The organism is Paracoccus simplex, from assembly GCF_042648325.1.
Lineage (GTDB): Bacteria > Pseudomonadota > Alphaproteobacteria > Rhodobacterales > Rhodobacteraceae > Paracoccus > Paracoccus simplex.
Genome location: NZ_JBHRXE010000022.1, coordinates 25,383 through 43,286 on the forward strand (window position 1 = coordinate 25,383; position 17,904 = coordinate 43,286).

A 17,904-nucleotide genomic window follows, 5' to 3' on the forward strand; every position below is an offset into this window, starting at 1 on the left:
CCATGGCCCGCGCTTCCCTGGGTGTCGCGCTGATCGGCACCGGCTTCATGGGCAAATGCCACGCCATGGCCTGGCGCAACCTCGCCACCGCCTTCGGCGGCCAGCCGCCCCGGCTGGAGATCCTGGCCGACACGCCCGCCGACAAGGCCGCAGCCCTGGCCGCATCATGGGGCTTTGCCCGCGCCAGCGGCGACTGGCGGGCGGCGGTGGCCGATCCGGCGGTGGACGTGGTGTCCATCACCACGCCGAACGGCCTGCATCGCGAGATGGCCGAGGCGGCGCTGGCGGCCGGCAAGCATGTCTGGCTGGAAAAGCCCATGGCCCTGACCGTCGCGGATGCCGAGGCGATGGAGGCGGCCGCCCGCGCCTCGGGGCGGGTGACGATGCTGGGCTACAACTACACCCGCTCGCCCGCCTTCCGCGCCGCCGTGGACCTGGTGGCGCAAGGGGCCATCGGCCGAAGGCTCCATTTCCGCGGCGTCTATGACGAGGATTACATGGCCGACCCCGGCCTGCCCTGGAGCTGGCGGCTGACCCGCAAGGACGGCGGGCTGGGGGCGCTCGGCGATCTGGGTTGCCATCTGGTCTCGGCCATGCTGGCGCTGATGGGGCCGGTGGCCCGCGTCTATGCGCAGGCCGATACCGTGATCGCCGAACGTCCGCACCAGGACGGAACGGCGCGGGTCGAGAACGAGGACCAGGCCCAGGCGCTGATCCGTTTCGACTCGGGCGCCTCGGGCGAGTTTTCCTGCTCGCGGGTGGCACGCGGCTATCGCTGCCGCCTGGCCTGGGAGGTGCAGGGCAGCGAAGGCACGCTGCGCTTCGATCAGGAGCGGATGAACGAACTGTGGCTCTACCAGCCCGGCGCGGCGCAGGCGGACGGCTTCCGCCGCATCCTGACCGGCCCGGCGCAGCCCGGCTTCGCCGCCTTCTGCCCGGCGGGCGGGCATAATTTCGGCTTCAACGAACAGAAGGTGGTCGAGGCGCAGCTGCTGCGCGAGGCCATCGAGACCGGCAGCCCGGCCTGGCCCGACTTTACCGCCGGCCTCGCCATCGAACGCATCATCCACGGCATGGCCCGGTCCGCCGAGATCGGCCGCGCCGTGGTCTTCTGAAACACCCTATCGGAGCATATCCCCATGATCTTGAAGATCGGAGTCATCGGCACCGGCGCCATCGGCCAGGACCATACCCGGCGCATCAACCGGGTGCTGGCGGGCGCCCGGGTCACGGCGCTGAACGACGTGAACCGCGCCAATGCCGAGACCTGCCAGCGCGACCACGCCCCCGAGGCGCGGATCTTCGACGACGCGCATGCGCTGATCAAGGATGCGGATGTGGATGCGATCCTGGTCTGCTCCTGGGGCCAGACGCATGAGGACTATGTCCTGGCCGCCATTGCCGCCGGCAAGCCCTGCTTCTGCGAAAAGCCGCTGGCCACCACCGCCGAGGGCGCGAAGCGCATCGTCGAGGCCGAGCAGGCCGCCGGCAGGCGGCTGGTGCAGGTCGGCTTCATGCGCCGCTACGATCCGGGCTATGTGGCGCTGAAAAAGGCGGTCGCCGGAGTGACCGGCGCGCCGCTGATGGTCCATGCCGCGCATCGCAACCCGCGCGTGGGCGAGAATTACCTGACGCCGATGGCGATCCATGACACGCTGATCCACGAGATCGACGTGCTGCGCTGGCTGCTCGACGACGACTATGTCAGCGCCCGGGTGTTCTTTCCGCGCAAGTCGCCCCGCGCCCATGAAAACCTGCGCGACCCGCAGGTGGTGGTGCTGGAGACCGCCGGCGGCGTGGTGATCGACGTCGAGGTCTTCGTGAACTGCCATTACGGCTACGACATCCAATGCGAGATCGTGGGCGAGGACGGCATCGCCCGGCTGCCCGAGCCGATGGGCATCCAGACCCGCTCGGGTGCCGTGCTGGGCCAGCCGATCCTGATGGACTGGAAGGACCGCTTCATCGACAGCTACGATTACGAACTGGCCGATTTCCTGAAGGCGGCGGCCCAGGGCACCGCCGCTGGCCCGACCGCCTGGGACGGCTATGTCGCCGCCGTCACCGCCGATGCCTGCGTCGCCGCCCAGGACGCCGCGGGCGAGGCCGTCGCCATCGACCTGCCCGCCCGTCCCGCCCTTTACGCCTGAGGTTCCGCCATGCGCTTCGCCCTGAACCATATCGTCGCCCCGCGCCTGCCGCTGGCCGAGTTCTTCGCCCTGGCCCGCCGCCTGGGCTGCACCGAGGTTGAGATCCGCAACGACCTGCCCGACGTGACCGGGCAGGCCCCGGCCGAGGTCGCCCGCCTGGCCGCCGATGCCGGCGTCGCGATCCTGTCGGTCAACGCGCTCTATCCCTTCAACCGGTGGAGCGACGATCTGGCTGCCCGCGCCGAGCGGCTGGCCGATTTCGCCGCCGGGGCAGGGGCGGGGGCGCTGGTGCTGTGCCCGCTGAACGACGGCACCGAGATCGCGCATTCCCGGACGGTGGCGGCGCTGGACAGGCTGCGCGACATCCTGCGGCCGCGCGGGCTGACCGGGCTGGTCGAGCCGCTGGGCTTTCCGCAAAGTTCGCTGCGCCGCAAGGCCGAGGCGGTGGCCGCCATCGCCGAGGCCGGCGGTTTCGACGCCTTCCGCCTGCTGCACGACACGTTTCACCATCATCTGGCGGGCGAGACGGAATACTTCCCGCATCGCACCGGCCTCGTGCATGTCTCGGGCGTGACCGATCCGGCGCTGGCGGTCGCGACGATGCTGGACGGCCATCGCGCGCTGGTGGACGCCGATGACCGGCTAGAGAACGTCGCGCAGCTGCAGGCGCTGCTGGCGGACGGCTATGACGGCCCGGTCAGCTTCGAGCCCTTCGCGCCCGAGGTGCATGCGCTGGAGGATATCGAAACCGCGCTGCGCGCCAGCATGGAGCACCTGCGCAACTCCGTCGCGGTATCTGCGGGGAGCCCGGCATGACGAAGACGCTGGACGTCATCACCATCGGCCGTTCGTCGGTCGATCTCTACGGCCAGCAGGTTGGCGGCCGGCTGGAGGACATGGGATCGTTCGCCAAATATATCGGCGGCTCTCCGACGAACATCGCCTGCGGCACGGCGCGTCTGGGGCTGCGCTCGGCGGTGATCACCCGGGTCGGCGACGAGCATATGGGCCGGTTCATCCGCGAACAACTGGTCCGCGAGGGCGTGGATGTGCGCGGCGTCGCCACCGACCCCGAGCGGCTGACGGCGCTGGTGCTGCTGGGCATCCGCGACGAGGACAGCTTCCCGCTGATCTTCTATCGCGAGAACTGCGCCGACATGGCGCTGAGCGAGGCGGATATCGACGAGGGTTTCATCGCCGAGGCCCGCGCGGTGCTGGCCACCGGCACGCATCTGTCGCATCCGCGCACCGAGGCGGCGGTGCTGAAGGCGCTGAACCTGGCGCGCAAGCACGGCGCGCGGACGGCGCTGGACATCGACTATCGGCCGAACCTCTGGGGCGTGGCCGGGCATGGCGAGGGAGAGAGCCGCTTCGTCGCAAGCGCCGCGGTGACTGCCCGGCTGCAGGCGACACTGCCGCTTTTCGACCTGATCGTCGGCACCGAGGAGGAGTTCCACATCGCCGGCGGCAGCACCGACACCATCGAAGCGCTGCGTGCGGTGCGCGCGGTCAGCACCGCCACGCTGGTCTGCAAGCGCGGCGCCGCCGGTGCGGTGGCCATCGAGGGCGCAATCCCGGACAGCCTCGATGACGGCCAGACCGGCCCCGGCTTCCCGATCGAGGTGTTCAACGTGCTGGGCGCCGGCGACGGCTTCTTCTCGGGGCTGATGAAGGGCTGGCTGGACGACAAGGACTGGCCGAAGGCGCTGGAATACGCCAATGCCTGCGGCGCCTTCGCGGTCTCGCGCCACGGCTGCACCCCGGCCTATCCGTCGCTGGTGGAGCTGGAGTTTTTCCTCAAACGCGGCGTGCTGCGGCCGGACCTGCGCAACGATGCGGAACTGGAACAGGTCCACTGGGCCACCAACCGCAGCAATCCCGGCGCGGGCGACTGGTCCACCATCCGGGTCTTTGCCTTCGACCACCGCGCGCAGCTCGAGGAGATGCCGGGCTACACGCCGGAAAAGGGCGGGACCTTCAAGGAACTCTGCCTGCAGGCGGCGCTGCAGGTGGCGGATGGCCGGCCGGGCCATGGCATCCTTTGCGACAACCGCATCGGCCGGCGGGCGCTGCATCGGGCCTCGGGGACCGGGCTGTGGATCGGCCGGCCCTGCGAATGGCCGGGCTCGCGGCCGCTGGACCTGGAGCCGGAGCTGGGCCCGGATTGCGGCGCGCTGGCCGAATGGGCGCGCGAGAACGTGGTCAAGGTGCTGTGCTACTGCCATCCCGAGGATGATGCCGAGACGCGCGCCGCGCAGGAGGCCACGGTCAAGCGCCTGTTCGCCGCCGCGCGTCGCAACGGGCTGGAATTCCTGCTGGAGATCATTCCCTCGAAGGTCGGGCCGATCGATGACGCGACCACCGCCACGCTGATCCGGCAGTTCTATGCCATCGGCATCTATCCCGACTGGTGGAAGCTCGAGCCGATGCGGACCCGCGCGGCCTGGTCCAACGCCATCGCCGCCATCGAGGAGCACGACCGCTATACCCGTGGCATCGTGGTGCTGGGGCTCGACGCGCCCGAGGCCGCGCTGAGCGCCAGTTTCGCGGTGGCGGCGGCCTTTCCGCTGGTCAAGGGCTTCGCCGTCGGCCGGACGATCTTCGGCGAGGTGGCGCGGCGCTGGCTGAAGGGTGAAGTGTCGGACGAGGAGGCCGTCTCTCAGATGGCCGGTCGCTTCGCGCGGCTGAGCGGTATCTGGGACGAGGCGCGTGCCATGGCCAAGAAGGAGGAACTGGTATGAGCACCATCCGCTTGACCGCAGCCCAGGCGATGGTGCGCTGGCTGTCGGTGCAGAGGACCGGGGAGGGCGAGCGCTTCATCGAGGGCGTCTGGGCGATCTTCGGCCATGGCAACGTCGCCGGCCTGGGCGAGGCGCTGCAGGGCATCGGCGACGCCTTCCCGACCTGGCGCGGCCAGAATGAACAGACCATGGCGCATGCCGCCATCGCCTATGCCAAGGGTCATGCCCGACGGCGTTGCCAGGCGGTGACCAGTTCCATCGGCCCGGGGGCGACCAACATGGTGACGGCGGCGGCGCTGGCGCATGTGAACCGCCTGCCGGTGCTGTTCATTCCGGGCGATGTCTTCGCAAACCGCCGGCCCGATCCGGTGCTGCAGCAGGTCGAGGATTTCGACGACGGCACGGTCAGCGCCAATGACTGCTTCCGTGCCGTCAGCCGCTATTTCGACCGCATCCAGCGGCCCGAGCAATTGCTGACCGCGCTGCCGCGCGCGTTGCGGGTGATGACCGATCCGGCCGATTGCGGCCCCGCCTGCCTGGCCTTCTGCCAGGACGTGCAGGCCGAGGCTTACGACTGGCCCGAGGCGTTCTTCGCCCCCAGGGTCTGGCGGATCCGCCGGCCCGGGCCCGATGCCGGCGAACTGGCGGAGGTTGCGGCGCTGATCCGCGCCGCCGTGCGGCCGGTGATCGTCTGCGGCGGCGGCGTGATCTATTCCGGGGCCGAGGCGGCGCTGGGTGATTTCGCCAGCCGCCACGGCATCCCGGTGACCGAGACCCAGGCCGGCAAGTCGGCGCTCGCGCAGGCGCATGCGATGAACCTGGGGGCCTCGGGCGTCGACGGCTCGGCGGCGGCCAATGCGGCGCTGGCCGCGGCGGATCTGGTGATCGGTGTCGGCACCCGGCTGCAGGACTTCACCACCGGCTCGCGCACGCTGTTTTCCGGGCGGCTCGTGTCGATCAACGTGCAGGGCCATGATGCAGCCAAGCATGGCGCGCTGGGCCTGGTCGCGGATGCCCGCGTGGCGCTGGAGGAACTGACGGCGGCGCTGGGGGATTACCGCGCGGCTTTCGACGGACGGGCCCGCACCGAATGGCTGGCGGCGGTGGACCTGCATTGCGCGGCGCCGGCCGAGGGCAATGCGCTGCCGACCGACGCGCAGGTGATCGGCGCGGTGCAGCGCGCCGCCGGCCCCGAGGCCATCGCCATGTGCGCGGCCGGCACCATGCCCGGCGCGCTGAAGCTGCTCTGGCAGCCGGCGCAGGGCGGTTATCACATGGAATACGGCTATAGCTGCATGGGCTACGAGATCGCCGGCGCCATGGGGCTGAAGCTCGCCCGCCCGGAGCGCGAGGTGATCTGTTTCGTCGGCGACGGCAGTTACATGATGGCCAATTCCGAACTGGCGACGGCGGTGATGCGGCGCGTGCCCTTCACAGTGGTGCTGACCGACAACCGCGGCTATGGCTGCATCAACCGCCTGCAGGCCGGCACCGGCGGCGTGGCCTTCAACAACCTGTATGCCGATTGCAATGTCGAGACGCAGCCGCAGATCGACTTCGTGGCGCATGCCGCGTCGATGGGCGCCCATGCCGTCAAGGCCCGGGACATCGCCGATCTGGAGACGCAGATCGCCAAGGCGCGGCCCCGCGACATCCCGACCGTGATCGTCATCGACACCACCGCCGAACCCGGCCCCGGCGATGGGCTGCAAGGGGCCGGCCACTGGTGGGACGTCGCCGTCCCGCAGGCCGGCGGTTCGGACAGGCTGAAGGACGCCTATGCCCGATACATCGAAAACCGCCGCAACCAGACGCTCGTCAATTGAAGGAATCCCCATGATCCGCTTTGGAACCAATCCCATCGCCTGGGCCAATGACGACGACCGGTCGATCGGCGCCCATATCCCGACCGAGCAGATCCTGCACGAGGCGGGCGAAGTCATCGGCTTCGACGGCATCGAGAACGGCCATCGCTGGCCCTCGGACCCGCAGCAGCTCAAGGATCTTCTGGGCCGCTACGGGTTGCAATTCGTCTCGGGCTGGTATTCGACCGCCTTGCTGACCCGCTCGGTCGAGGAGGAGAGCGCGGCGGTGCAAGAGCACCTGGCCAGGCTCAAGGCCAATGGCTGCAAGGTTTGCATCGTCTGCGAATGCTCGAACACCGTGCATGGGCGGCCCGATGTGCCGGTCAACGCCCGGCCGCGCCTGGGCGCCGCGGAAATGGCCGAGTTCGGCCGCAGGATGGAGGAATTCGCCCAGTATCTGGCCGGGCAGGGCATCACCCTGGCCTATCACCACCACATGGGCACCGTGGTCGAAAGCCCCGAGGAGATCGACGCCTTCATGGCCGCGACCGGCCCGGCGACGCATCTGCTGTTCGACAGCGGGCATTGCACCTTCGGCGGCGGCGACCCCGAGGCGGTGCTGAAGAAACATGTCGGCCGGGTGGCGCATTTCCACGCCAAGAACATCCGGCGCGCCGTGACCGAGGAAGTGCGCGCCCGGGACATGAGCTTCCTGCAGGGCGTGCTTGCCGGGGCCTTCACCGTGCCCGGCGATCCCGAAGGCGCCATCGACTTCCGACCGCTGCTGAAGATCCTGGCCGAGGCCGGCTATGACGGTTGGCTGGTGATCGAGGCCGAGCAGGATCCCGACAAGCGCAACCCGCTGGAATACCAGTCGCTGGGCCTGAAGGCGCTGAAGGATATGGCGCGGGCCGCCGGTCTTCACTAACCTGTCGCCATGCTGGTCGATCCCCAACACCCGTTCTTCCGCCCGCTTTGGGTCCGCATTCTCTGCGCGCTGCTGCCGCTTGCCTGGGCGGGCGTCGAGCTGGCGACCGGGAACCTGTTCTGGGCCATCCTGTTCGGGGCGGCGGGGATCTATCTTGTCGTGGCGCTGTTCATCATCCGCAAGGAGGAGCCATGAACCTGTTGCGCAAGCCGGCCGGCCGGCACGGTCTTGTCCATCACCTGACCCCCGAGGCCGCGGGCTGGTCCTATGTCGGCTTCGACCTCTGGCGGCTCGCGCCCGGAGAAGTGGCCGTGGGCCATACCGGCGGCATGGAAGCGATCCTGGTGATCGTCGAGGGCAAGGCCCGCATCGGCGGCGCCGGCCGCGACTGGGGCGAGATGGGCGCGCGGCTGGACGTGTTCGAGAAGACGCCGCCGCATTGCCTCTATCTGCCCGATGGCAGCGACTGGCGGGCCGAGGCCGTGACGCCGCTGACGCTGGCCGTCTGCCTTGCCCCCGGCAAGGGCGGGCATCCCGCGCGCCGCATCGGACCCGAGGGCATCGCGCTGACCCAGCGCGGGCAGGGCGCCAATACCCGCTTCATCAACAACATCGCCATGGAGGCCGAGGATTTCTGCGACAGCCTGCTGGTCACCGAGGTCTTCACCCCGGCTGGAAACTGGTCGAGCTATCCGCCGCATCGCCATGATGAGGATGACTTTCCCCGCATGACCTATCTGGAGGAGACCTATTACCACCGGCTGAACCCGCCGCAGGGCTACGGCATCCAGCGGGTCTTTACCGAGGACGGCAGCCTGGACGAGACCATGGCGGTCAAGAACCACGATCTCGTGCTGGTGCCGCGCGGCCACCACCCCTGCGGCGTGCCCTATGGCTACGAGATGTATTACCTGAACGTCATGGCCGGCCCGATCCGCAAATGGCGTTACGAGAATCATCCCGATCACGACTGGATCTGGCAGCGCGACAACGCCTGAGCGCCGCGCGCCGGCCGTTCCGGCGGGCAAGGGCTGCCTTTTCTCCCCCGGGTCTGGCTGGCGAAACGACAGAATCCTGCCGGATTTTTCGGCGTTTCGCTGCGTCATTCCAGCAAAGTGACAGTCAGCCCCGGCAGAGCACTTGACCTGTCAGGCAGATTCGTTTGCATCAGGGCAGGGAATATCTCTAGACATGGGAGGCATTATGTCGTTCTTCTCCACCCGCATGCTTGCGGCGTCGGCCTTTGCGCTGATGGCTGCGGCGCCGCTGCACGCCAAGACCTTCGTCTATTGCTCGGAAGGCTCTCCCGAAGGCTTCGACCCGGCGCCCTATACGGCCGGCACCACCTTCGATGCCTCGGGCCATGCGGTCTACAACCGCCTGGTGCAGTTCAAGCCCGGCACCACCGAAATCGAGCCGGCGCTGGCCGAAAGCTGGGAGGTCAGCGAGGACGGGCTGACCTATACCTTCCACCTGCGCCAGGGCGTGAAATTCCACTCCAACGACAAGTTCACCCCCTCGCGCGATTTCAACGCCGATGACGTGATCTTCACCTTCGAGCGTCAGGCCAAGGCCGACCATCCCTGGCACGAATATATTCCCGGCATCACCTACGAATATTACTCCTCGATGGAGATGGACAAGCTGATCAAGTCCATCGAGAAGGTCGACGACCACACGGTGAAATTCACCCTGAATCAGCCCGAGGCGCCATTCCTGGCCAACGTGGCGATGCCCTTCGTCTCGATCGTGTCCAAGGAATATGCCGACGCGCTGGAGACCGCCGGCACCAAGGAAGACCTGAACAACGCCCCCATCGGCACAGGCCCCTTCAAGTTCGTCGCCTATCAGAAGGACGCGGTGATCCGCTACCAGAAGAACGCCGATTACTGGGGCGAGGCGCCCAAGATCGACGATCTGGTCTTTGCCATCACCCCCGACGCCTCGGTGCGGCTGCAGAAGCTCAAGGCCGGCGAATGCCACCTGATGCCCTATCCGGCCCCCGCCGACCTGGCCGAGATCAAGGCCGACCCCAATCTCAAGCTGGACGAGCAGGCGGGCCTGAACGTCGGCTATCTGGCCTATAACACCACCGTCGCGCCCTTCGACAAGCCCGAGGTCCGCAAGGCGCTGAACATGGCCATGGACAAGAAGGCCCTGGTCGAGGCGGTCTATCAGGGCAGCGCCGAAGTGGCGAAGAACCCGATCCCGCCGACCATGTGGTCCTATAACAACGCCATCGAGGACGATAAGTACGATCCCGAGGCCGCCAAGAAGATGCTCGAGGATGCGGGCGTCAAGGACCTGACCATGGAAGTCTGGGCCATGCCGGTGCAGCGCCCCTATATGCCCAACGCCCGCCGTGCCGCCGAGATGATCCAGAGCGATTTCGCCAAGGTCGGCGTCAAGGTCGAGATCATCAGCTACGAATGGGGCGAATATCTGAAGAAGTCGATGGAGGAAGGCCGCAAGGGTGCCGTCATCCTGGGCTGGACCGGCGACAACGGCGACCCCGACAACTTCCTGTCGGTGCTGCTCAGCTGTGCCGCGGCCACCCCGGGCGGCGCCAACCGCGCCTTCTGGTGCAACCAGGGGTTCTCGGACCTGCTGGCCAAGGCCAAGGCCAGCTCGGACCATGACGAGCGGGTCAAGCTCTACGAAGAGGCGCAGGTCATCTTCAAGCAAGAGGCGCCCTGGGCCACGCTGGCGCATTCGACGCAGTATGTGCCGATGGCCAAGAACGTGACCGGCTTCGTGCAGTCGCCGCTGGGCGATTACACCTTCGAATCCGTGGACCTGACCGAATAAGGTCAGCCCCGGATTGATACTCGTGCGGCCGTGCGGGGGAAGCCCCCTGCACGGCCCTTAGGTCAGGGTTCGATGCTCAGATTCATCCTCAAGAAACTGCTTTACCTGGTCCCGACGATGATCGGGATCACGCTGGTGGCCTTCGGCTTCATCCGGCTGCTGCCCGGCGACCCGGTGCTGCTGATGGCCGGCGAGCGCGGCGTCTCGCCCGAACGCTACGCCCAGATCGCGGCGCAGCTCGGATATGACAAGCCGGTCTGGCAGCAATATTTCCACTATCTCGGCAACCTGCTGCAGGGCGACCTGGGCAATTCGCTGGTGACCAAGAAACCGGTGCTGGCCGAGTTCCTGGCGCTGTTCCCGGCCACGGTCGAACTGGGGCTGGTCGCCATCGTCCTGGCCACGCTGATCGGCGTGCCGGTGGGCGTCATCGCCGCGATCAAGCGCGGCAGCTGGTTCGACCAGATCTCGATGACCGGGGCGCTGATCGGGTTTTCGATGCCGATCTTCTGGTGGGGGCTGCTGCTCATCATCCTGTTCTCGGGCGTGCTGGGTTGGACGCCGGTCTCGGGGCGCATCTCGCTGATGTATTTCTTCCCGTCGGTGACCGGCTTCATGCTGATCGACAGCCTGCTTTCCGGTCAGGAGGGCGCCTTCGCCTCGGCGCTGAGCCACCTGATCCTGCCCTCGATCGTGTTGGCGACCATCCCGCTGGCGGTGATCGCGCGCCAGACCCGCTCGGCCATGCTCGAGGTGATGGGCGAGGATTACGTCCGCACCGCCAAGGCCAAGGGCCTGTCGCCGCGCCGGGTGATCGGCGTGCATGCGCTGCGCAATGCCATGATCCCGGTGATCACCACCATCGGCCTGCAGATCGGCGTGCTGATGGCCGGCGCCATCCTGACCGAAACGATCTTTTCCTGGCCCGGCATCGGCAAGTGGATGATCGATTCGATCTCGCGCCGCGACTATCCGGTGGTGCAGTCGGGCCTGCTGCTGATCGCCGCCATCGTGATGATCGTGAACCTGATCGTCGACCTGACCTATGGTCTCATCAACCCGAGGATCCGGCACAAATGACCGATACCACCGTCAAGATCTCGGACGCAGCCATTCGCCGCCGGATGCTGCGCGAGTTCTGGTTCTACTTCAGCCAGAACCGCGGCGCGGTGATCGGCCTCGTCGTCTTCGTCCTGCTGGTGCTGACCGCCGTCTTCGCGGCACTGATCGCCCCGCATGACCCCACGCAGCAGTATCGCGACGCGCTGCTGGTGCCGCCGATCTGGCAAGAGGGCGGCCGCGCCGGCTTCCTGCTGGGCACCGATGCGGTGGGCCGGGACATGCTGTCGCGGCTGATCTACGGCGCGCAATATTCGCTGTTCATCGGCATCGTCGTCGTTGCCATCGCCCTGACCGGCGGCATCGTCATCGGGCTTGTCGCCGGCTTCTTCGGCGGCTGGGTCGACTCGGTGATCATGCGGGTCATGGACGTGGTGCTGGCCTTCCCATCGCTGTTGCTGGCGCTGGTGCTGGTGGCGGTGCTGGGGCCGGGCCTGACCAATGCGATGATCGCCATCGCCATCGTCTACCAGCCGCATTTCGCCCGCCTGACCCGCGCCGCGGTGATGGGAGAGAAGGCGCGCGAATACGTCACCGCCGCCAAGGTCGCGGGCGCCTCGAACCTGCGGCTGATGTTCAAGACCATCCTGCCCAACTGTCTGGCGCCGCTGATCGTGCAGGCGACGCTTTCCTTCAGCTCGGCGGTTCTCGACTCCGCGGCGCTGGGTTTCCTCGGCATGGGCGCGCAGCCGCCGGCCTCGGAATGGGGCACCATGCTGGCCGAGGCGCGCGAGTTCATCCTGCGCGCCTGGTGGGTCGTCACCTTCCCCGGCCTGGCCATCCTGGTCTCGGTGCTGGCGATCAACCTGATGGGCGACGGTCTGCGCGACGCGCTCGACCCGAAACTGAAGCGGAGCTGAGCCATGGCCTTGCTGACAATCCGCAACCTGACCGTGCGCTTCGCCACCTCGACCGGCAGCTTCACCGCCGTGGACGGCATCGACGTGCGTGTCGACAAGGGCGAGGTGCTGGCCATCGTCGGCGAATCCGGCTCGGGCAAGTCGGTGTCGATGCTGGCGGCGATGGGGCTTCTGCCCGATACCGCCACCGTCACCGCCGACGAGATGAGCTTCGACGGCCAGGACCTGCTTGGGATGACCCCGCGCCAGCGGCGGCGCATCATCGGGCGCGAGATCACCATGATCTTCCAGGAGCCCATCGCCTCGCTGAATCCCAGCTTCACCACCGGCTACCAGATCGAGGAGGTGCTGCGTTTCAACGCCGGCCTGTCGAAACGCGCCGCGCGGGCCCGGGCGCTGGAGCTTTACCGCCAGGTCGGCATCCCCGACCCCGAGGAAAAGCTGAAATCCTATCCGCACCAGATGTCGGGCGGGCAATGCCAGCGGGTGATGATCGCCATGGCCATCGCCACCAACCCGCGCCTGCTGATCGCCGACGAGCCCACCACCGCGCTCGACGTGACCATCCAGAAGCAGATTCTCGATCTGCTGATGAAATTGCAGGAACAGACCGGCATGGCGCTGATCCTGATCACCCATGACATGGGCGTCGTCGCCGAAACCGCCGACCGGGTGCAGGTGCAATACAAGGGCAAGAAGATGGAAGAGGCCGACGTGCTGTCGCTGTTCGAGGCGCCCAGGCACCCCTATACCCGCGCGCTGCTTTCGGCCCTGCCGGAAAACGCCACCGGCGGCCGGCTGCCCACCGTGGGCTCGTTCCTCGAGGAGGCCGCGAAATGAGCACCGGAACCCATGTCGTCGAAGGCCGCAACATCATCCGCGACTATCACGTTCCCGGCTCGCTGACCCGCCGGGCGCGCGAGGTGCGCGCGGTCAAGGGCATCAGCTTTTCGGTGGACTGCGGCAAGACTTTGGCCATCGTCGGCGAATCCGGCTCGGGCAAGTCGACGCTGGCGCGGATCATCGCGCTGATCGACCCGGCGACCGAAGGCGAGCTGCTGATCGACGGCAAGGCGGTGGATATCGGCACGCAGCGGCTGACGCGCGAGATGCGCTCCAAGGTGCAGATGGTGTTCCAGAACCCCTATGGCAGCCTGAACCCGCGCCAGAAGATCGGCGACGTGCTGATGGAGCCATTGTTGCTGAACACCGACACGCCCTCGGCCGAACGGCGCCGCCGGGCCGAGGAGATGCTGGTCAAGGTCGGCCTGCCGCCCGAGGTGTTCAACCGCTATCCGCACATGTTCTCGGGCGGGCAGCGCCAGCGCATCGCCATCGCCCGGGCCTTGATGCTGAACCCGACGCTGCTGGTGCTGGACGAACCGGTCTCGGCGCTGGACCTGTCGGTGCAGGCGCAGGTGCTGAACCTACTGGCCGACCTGCAGGAGGAGTTCGACCTGGCCTATGTGTTCATCAGCCACGACCTGTCGGTGGTGCGCTACATCGCCGACGAGGTGCTGGTGATGCACAAGGGCGAGGCGGTGGAACAGGGCAGCCGCGAGGCGGTCTTTGCCGACCCCCGGCACCCCTATACGCGCGAGCTGTTCGCCGCGACCCCGGTGACGGATGTCGAGGCGATCCGCGAACGGGTGACCCGCCGCCAGGCTCTGCGCGCCGCGACCGCCTGACCCCGCCGGCTGCGCAAAACCCGCCGAGGCGCGCGCCGCCGCCGCCTTGGCGGGATTCTCTGGTTTTTCAAACACGCTCGGAGATCCGGGGGGCGAGGCGCCCCGGACTCAAGCGTCCAGATCGCGATAATCGTGCATCCGACCGCGCCAGTCGCGGATCAGATAGCGGCCCGGCGCGGTTTCCTCGACCTGGCCCGGTCCAAGCGGCACCTTGCCATGCCCGCCCGGCAGGTCCAGCACATAGGTCGGCAGGCAGGTCCCCGACAGCCGGCCGCGCAGCTCCGCCATGATCGCCTGGCCCTCGGCGATGCTGGTGCGGAAATGGCTGGTGCCGCGCGCCAGGTCGCAATGATGCAGGTAATAGGGCTTCACCCGGTTGCGGATCAGCGCCCGGAACAATCCGGCCAGGGTTTCGGCGTCGGCGTTCACCCCTTTCAGCAGCACGGTCTGGGACAGCAGCGGGACACCGGCATCGGCCAGCCGGGCCAGGGCGGCGCAAGCCTCGGCGGTCAGCTCGTCGGCGTGATTGATGTGCAGCACCACCCAGACCGCCAGCCGCTCGGGGCGCAGCGCCTGCAGCATGGCGGCGTCGATGCGCTGCGGCGCCACCGCCGGGATGCGGGTATGGAAGCGGACGATATCGACATGCGGGATCGCCGCCAGCCGCTGCAGCAGCGCCGCGATGCGGCGCGCCGACAGCACCATCGGGTCGCCGCCGGTCAGGATCACCTCGTGGATGGCCGGCGTCCGGGCGACATAATCCAGCGCCGCGGCCAGCTGCGGTTCGGGCAGAGTACCGTCCTCGCCCACCACCTCGCGGCGGAAGCAGAAGCGGCAATAGACCTCGCAACTGCGGGTGACGTGCAGGATCACCCGGTCGGGATAGCGATGCGTCAGGCCGGGCGTCGGGCTGTGCGCATCGTCGCCGATCGGATCGGCCAGTTCCTCGGGCCGGATCAGCAGTTCCCGTGCATCGGGCACGAACTGCGCCGCGACCGGACCGTGCGGCGCCGCTTCGGCTGCGCGCTGCATGACCGGAGTCATGCGGATGCGGAACTCGGCCGCGACCTGTTCCAGCGTCCCGGCCTTGGCCGCATCGGCCAGCCCGGCATCGACCATGCCGGCGACGGTGGTGATGGGACGGGGCTTTTCTGCGGACAAGGCGGACTCGCGCGGCTGGGGAAATGCGGTATATCGGCCCATGCCGCCGGCTTGGCAAGGGCAGGTTCAGGCCGGCAGCGCCAGGCTGCGCTCATCCTTCAGGATGCGCAGCACGATTTCCGAGCGCACCTGCGCCACCTGCGGATGCGGCAGCAGGTGGCGATGGATGAAATCCGAAAACGCTTCCAGGTCGCGCACCCGAACGTCCAGGATGTAATCCGCATCCCCCGAGACCGAGAAGGCCGAGCGGATCTGCGGGTGCGCCGCGACGAAGCGGGCGAAATCATCGTCCTTGCCCTGGCCGTGGCTGCGCAAGTTGATGCGGATGATGGCGCGCAGGCCAAGGCCCAGCTTCTGCGGGTTGAGCCGGGCCGAGTAACCCTCGATCACGCCCGCCGCCTCCAGCGCCGCACGCCGGCGCGAACATTGCGAGGGCGACAGGTTCACCAGTTCGGCCAGCGCCGCATTGGTCATCGCCCCGTCGCGCTGCAAGGCCGAGAGGATGGCGATGTCGAACCCGTCCATGCGCGTTTCTTGCATGATAAACTCCCTTCATGCGCGATCCGTGTATTCCGGTCGAATCCTTGGCCCAGTTTGCAGCGAAATTGCACGGCTGTCGCGCGATGATCAAGCCAGCACGCGAGCAGAACAGGAGGAGACGCCATGGGTCCGTTCCCGCATGACGCCCCGAAAGCCACCATCAGCCCCGACAATCCCGCCGGCACCGACGGGTTCGAATTCGTCGAATTCGCCCATCCCGAGCCCGGAACGCTGGACCGCATCTTCCGGCAGATGGGTTTCGTGCCGGTGGCCAAGCACAAGCGCAAGGCCATCACGCTTTACCGGCAGGGCGATATCAACTACCTGCTGAACGCCGATCCCGACAGCCATGCCGCCGGTTTCGTGCGCGAGCACGGGCCCTGCGCCCCCGCCATGGCCTGGCGGGTGGTCGATGCGCAGGCGGCGCTGAGGCGCGCGCTGGCCCTGGGCGCCGAAGAATATACCGGCAGCGGCAAGTCCATCGACGCGCCGGCGGTTTACGGCATCGGCGGCTCGCTGCTGTATTTCATCGACCGCTACGGCGATGCCGGCAGCGCCTATGATGCCGATTACGACTGGCTGGGCGAACCGGACCCGAAACCCGAGGGCTTCGGCTTCTACTATCTCGACCACCTGACGCATAACGTGGTGCGCGGGAACATGGACAGCTGGTATAAATTTTACCACGACACGTTCAATTTCCGCGAGATCAAATATTTCGACATCAAGGGCAAGCAGACCGGGCTGGTCAGCCGGGCGCTGACCTCGCCCGACGGCAAGATCCGCATCCCGATCAACGAATCCACCGACGACCGCAGCCAGATCGAGGAATACCTGCGCGAATACAAGGGGGAGGGCATCCAGCACATCGCCATCGCCACCGAGGACATCTATGCCGGCACCGACCGGATCGCCGCGGCCGGCATGGCGTTCATGCCCGGCCCGCCGGATGTCTATTACGAAATGTCGAGAAAGCGGGTGAAAGACCATCGGGAGCCCATCGACCGCATGAAGAGGCACGGCATCCTGATCGACGGCGAGGGCGTCGTGGGCGGCGGCACGACCCGGGTGCTGCTGCAGATCTTCTCGAAGACGGTGATCGGGCCGATCTTCTTCGAATTCATCCAGCGCAAGGGCGATGACGGCTTCGGCGAGGGCAATTTCCGCGCCCTGTTCGAATCGATCGAGGCGGACCAGATCCGCCGTGGCGTGCTGCATGCCGACCCGGCCGCCTGAATGGCCTGGACCGACTATGCCTCGGCCCCGCCCGCCGGGACCGAGATCTGCGACGAGACCGAGATCGGCCATATCCGCTGCCTGACCGTCGAAAGCGGCAATGGCCGCTTTCCGCTGCTGCTGGTGCGGCTGCCCGAGGGGCTGCGGGCCTATGTGAATGCCTGTCCGCACCAGTATCTGCCGCTGGACTATCGCGGCGATCGGCTGGTCTCGGCCGACGGCGCGCGGCTGATCTGCTCCGCCCATGGCGCGATGTTCGACATCGCCAGCGGTCGGGCGGTGGCGGGCGCCGATTGCGGGCTCGACATCGTGCCGCTGTCCACCACCGGCGGCAAGGTCAGGATCGCTTCGACCTGACCCGGGCGGGAAGGCGCCACCCCGGCGCCTTCCCCATCGCGGTCAGAGCGACCTTGCCAGCGCCTCGAGCTGATCGGCGGCCATGTTCCAGCCCTGGTGGAAACCCATCTGTTCGTGCTGCTTCAGCGTCTCGTCGTTCCAGTGCATGGCGCGGGCGACGTAATGGGTCTTGTCACCCTGCGGCTCGAAGCGCACATGCGCGGCCATGAAGGCGCGCTCGGTGGGAATCCAGCCGGGCAGGAAGGCGTCGGTGGTGACCAGCCGCCGCTCGGGCTCGATCTCCAGGAAGACGCCGAAATTCTCGAACCGCTCGCCATCGGGGCCGTTCATCACGCTATAGAACTCGCCGCCCGGCCGCAGGTCCAACCGCGCCTCGGAAACGAACCAGGGCTTGGGGCAGAACCATTGCTTCAGCAGCTCGGACTCGGTCCAGCAGCGCCACAGTTTGGCCGCGGGGGCGTCGAGCACGCGGTCCAACACCAGCATGTGTTTCGGTTCATGGGTCATGGGA

General features: G+C 67.5%; 18 protein-coding genes. 15 read left to right on the forward strand and 3 right to left on the reverse strand.

Annotated elements, in window-relative coordinates; genetic code table 11:
- Positions 1-2: 2 nt before the first annotated feature.
- The 13 genes from ACFOMP_RS09915 (at position 3) to ACFOMP_RS09975 (ending at position 14,099) form a co-directional block, all read left to right on the forward strand.
- A complete protein-coding gene (locus ACFOMP_RS09915; protein ID WP_379029971.1) occupies positions 3-1,115 on the forward strand; it encodes a Gfo/Idh/MocA family protein in 1,113 nt (370 codons plus the stop codon).
- Between the two features lie 24 nt (positions 1,116-1,139).
- A complete protein-coding gene (locus ACFOMP_RS09920; protein WP_379029974.1) occupies positions 1,140-2,150 on the forward strand; it encodes a Gfo/Idh/MocA family protein in 1,011 nt (336 codons plus the stop codon).
- A 9-nt stretch (positions 2,151-2,159) separates the two neighbouring features.
- Positions 2,160-2,966, forward strand: coding sequence for a TIM barrel protein (locus ACFOMP_RS09925; RefSeq protein WP_379029977.1), 807 nt, complete (start codon positions 2,160-2,162; stop codon positions 2,964-2,966).
- Complete coding sequence (locus ACFOMP_RS09930) at positions 2,963-4,891, forward strand: bifunctional 5-dehydro-2-deoxygluconokinase/5-dehydro-2-deoxyphosphogluconate aldolase (protein ID WP_379029979.1); 1,929 nt, start codon at positions 2,963-2,965, stop codon at positions 4,889-4,891. Before ACFOMP_RS09925 ends, ACFOMP_RS09930 begins: the two co-directional genes overlap by 4 nt.
- Positions 4,888-6,717 carry a 3D-(3,5/4)-trihydroxycyclohexane-1,2-dione acylhydrolase (decyclizing) gene (gene iolD / locus ACFOMP_RS09935; RefSeq protein ID WP_379029982.1) on the forward strand — a complete coding sequence of 610 codons (1,830 nt, stop codon included), beginning with the start codon at positions 4,888-4,890 and terminating at the stop codon, positions 6,715-6,717. Before ACFOMP_RS09930 ends, iolD begins: the two co-directional genes overlap by 4 nt.
- A gap of 10 nt (positions 6,718-6,727) precedes the next feature.
- Positions 6,728-7,624, forward strand: a complete 897-nt coding sequence (gene iolE, locus ACFOMP_RS09940; RefSeq protein ID WP_379029985.1) for a myo-inosose-2 dehydratase — start codon at positions 6,728-6,730, stop codon at positions 7,622-7,624.
- Between the two features lie 9 nt (positions 7,625-7,633).
- Positions 7,634-7,819: a hypothetical protein gene (locus ACFOMP_RS09945; protein ID WP_289893540.1), complete on the forward strand. Its 186-nt coding sequence runs from the start codon at positions 7,634-7,636 to the stop codon at positions 7,817-7,819.
- Positions 7,816-8,622, forward strand: coding sequence for a 5-deoxy-glucuronate isomerase (iolB, locus tag ACFOMP_RS09950; RefSeq protein ID WP_379029987.1), 807 nt, complete (start codon positions 7,816-7,818; stop codon positions 8,620-8,622). The genes ACFOMP_RS09945 and iolB overlap by 4 nt, the downstream gene beginning before the upstream one ends.
- A gap of 205 nt (positions 8,623-8,827) precedes the next feature.
- Positions 8,828-10,432, forward strand: a complete 1,605-nt coding sequence (locus tag ACFOMP_RS09955) for an ABC transporter substrate-binding protein (RefSeq protein WP_289893542.1) — start codon at positions 8,828-8,830, stop codon at positions 10,430-10,432.
- Between the two features lie 72 nt (positions 10,433-10,504).
- The gene (locus tag ACFOMP_RS09960) at positions 10,505-11,512 is read left to right on the forward strand and encodes an ABC transporter permease subunit (RefSeq protein ID WP_289893543.1); all 1,008 of its coding nucleotides are present in this window, start codon (positions 10,505-10,507) and stop codon (positions 11,510-11,512) included.
- Complete coding sequence (locus ACFOMP_RS09965; protein ID WP_289893544.1) at positions 11,509-12,411, forward strand: ABC transporter permease subunit; 903 nt, start codon at positions 11,509-11,511, stop codon at positions 12,409-12,411. Before ACFOMP_RS09960 ends, ACFOMP_RS09965 begins: the two co-directional genes overlap by 4 nt.
- A gap of 3 nt (positions 12,412-12,414) precedes the next feature.
- Positions 12,415-13,251 (forward strand): ABC transporter ATP-binding protein, encoded by an 837-nt coding sequence (locus ACFOMP_RS09970; protein ID WP_379029989.1) that lies wholly within the window; start codon positions 12,415-12,417, stop codon positions 13,249-13,251.
- Complete coding sequence (locus ACFOMP_RS09975; RefSeq protein WP_379029991.1) at positions 13,248-14,099, forward strand: ATP-binding cassette domain-containing protein; 852 nt, start codon at positions 13,248-13,250, stop codon at positions 14,097-14,099. Before ACFOMP_RS09970 ends, ACFOMP_RS09975 begins: the two co-directional genes overlap by 4 nt.
- Positions 14,100-14,207: 108 nt before the next feature.
- On the opposite strand, the gene ACFOMP_RS09980 is transcribed toward ACFOMP_RS09975, so the two are convergent.
- Positions 14,208-15,218 (reverse strand): lysine-2,3-aminomutase-like protein, encoded by a 1,011-nt coding sequence (locus tag ACFOMP_RS09980; protein WP_379030021.1) that lies wholly within the window; start codon positions 15,216-15,218, stop codon positions 14,208-14,210.
- 108 nt (positions 15,219-15,326) lie between these two features.
- Entirely contained in the window at positions 15,327-15,800 is a 474-nt protein-coding gene (locus tag ACFOMP_RS09985; protein WP_379029993.1) for an Lrp/AsnC family transcriptional regulator, read from the reverse strand.
- A gap of 123 nt (positions 15,801-15,923) precedes the next feature.
- Between ACFOMP_RS09985 and hppD the strand changes: the two genes are divergently transcribed.
- Positions 15,924-17,036 carry a 4-hydroxyphenylpyruvate dioxygenase gene (hppD, locus tag ACFOMP_RS09990; protein WP_289893573.1) on the forward strand — a complete coding sequence of 371 codons (1,113 nt, stop codon included), beginning with the start codon at positions 15,924-15,926 and terminating at the stop codon, positions 17,034-17,036.
- Positions 17,037-17,393, forward strand: coding sequence for a Rieske (2Fe-2S) protein (locus ACFOMP_RS09995; RefSeq protein ID WP_289893572.1), 357 nt, complete (start codon positions 17,037-17,039; stop codon positions 17,391-17,393).
- A 42-nt stretch (positions 17,394-17,435) separates the two neighbouring features.
- Here the strand turns inward: ACFOMP_RS09995 and ACFOMP_RS10000 are convergent, their stop codons facing one another.
- The gene (locus tag ACFOMP_RS10000; RefSeq protein ID WP_019353364.1) at positions 17,436-17,900 is read right to left on the reverse strand and encodes an SRPBCC family protein; all 465 of its coding nucleotides are present in this window, start codon (positions 17,898-17,900) and stop codon (positions 17,436-17,438) included.
- Between the last annotated feature and the right edge of the window lie 4 nt (positions 17,901-17,904).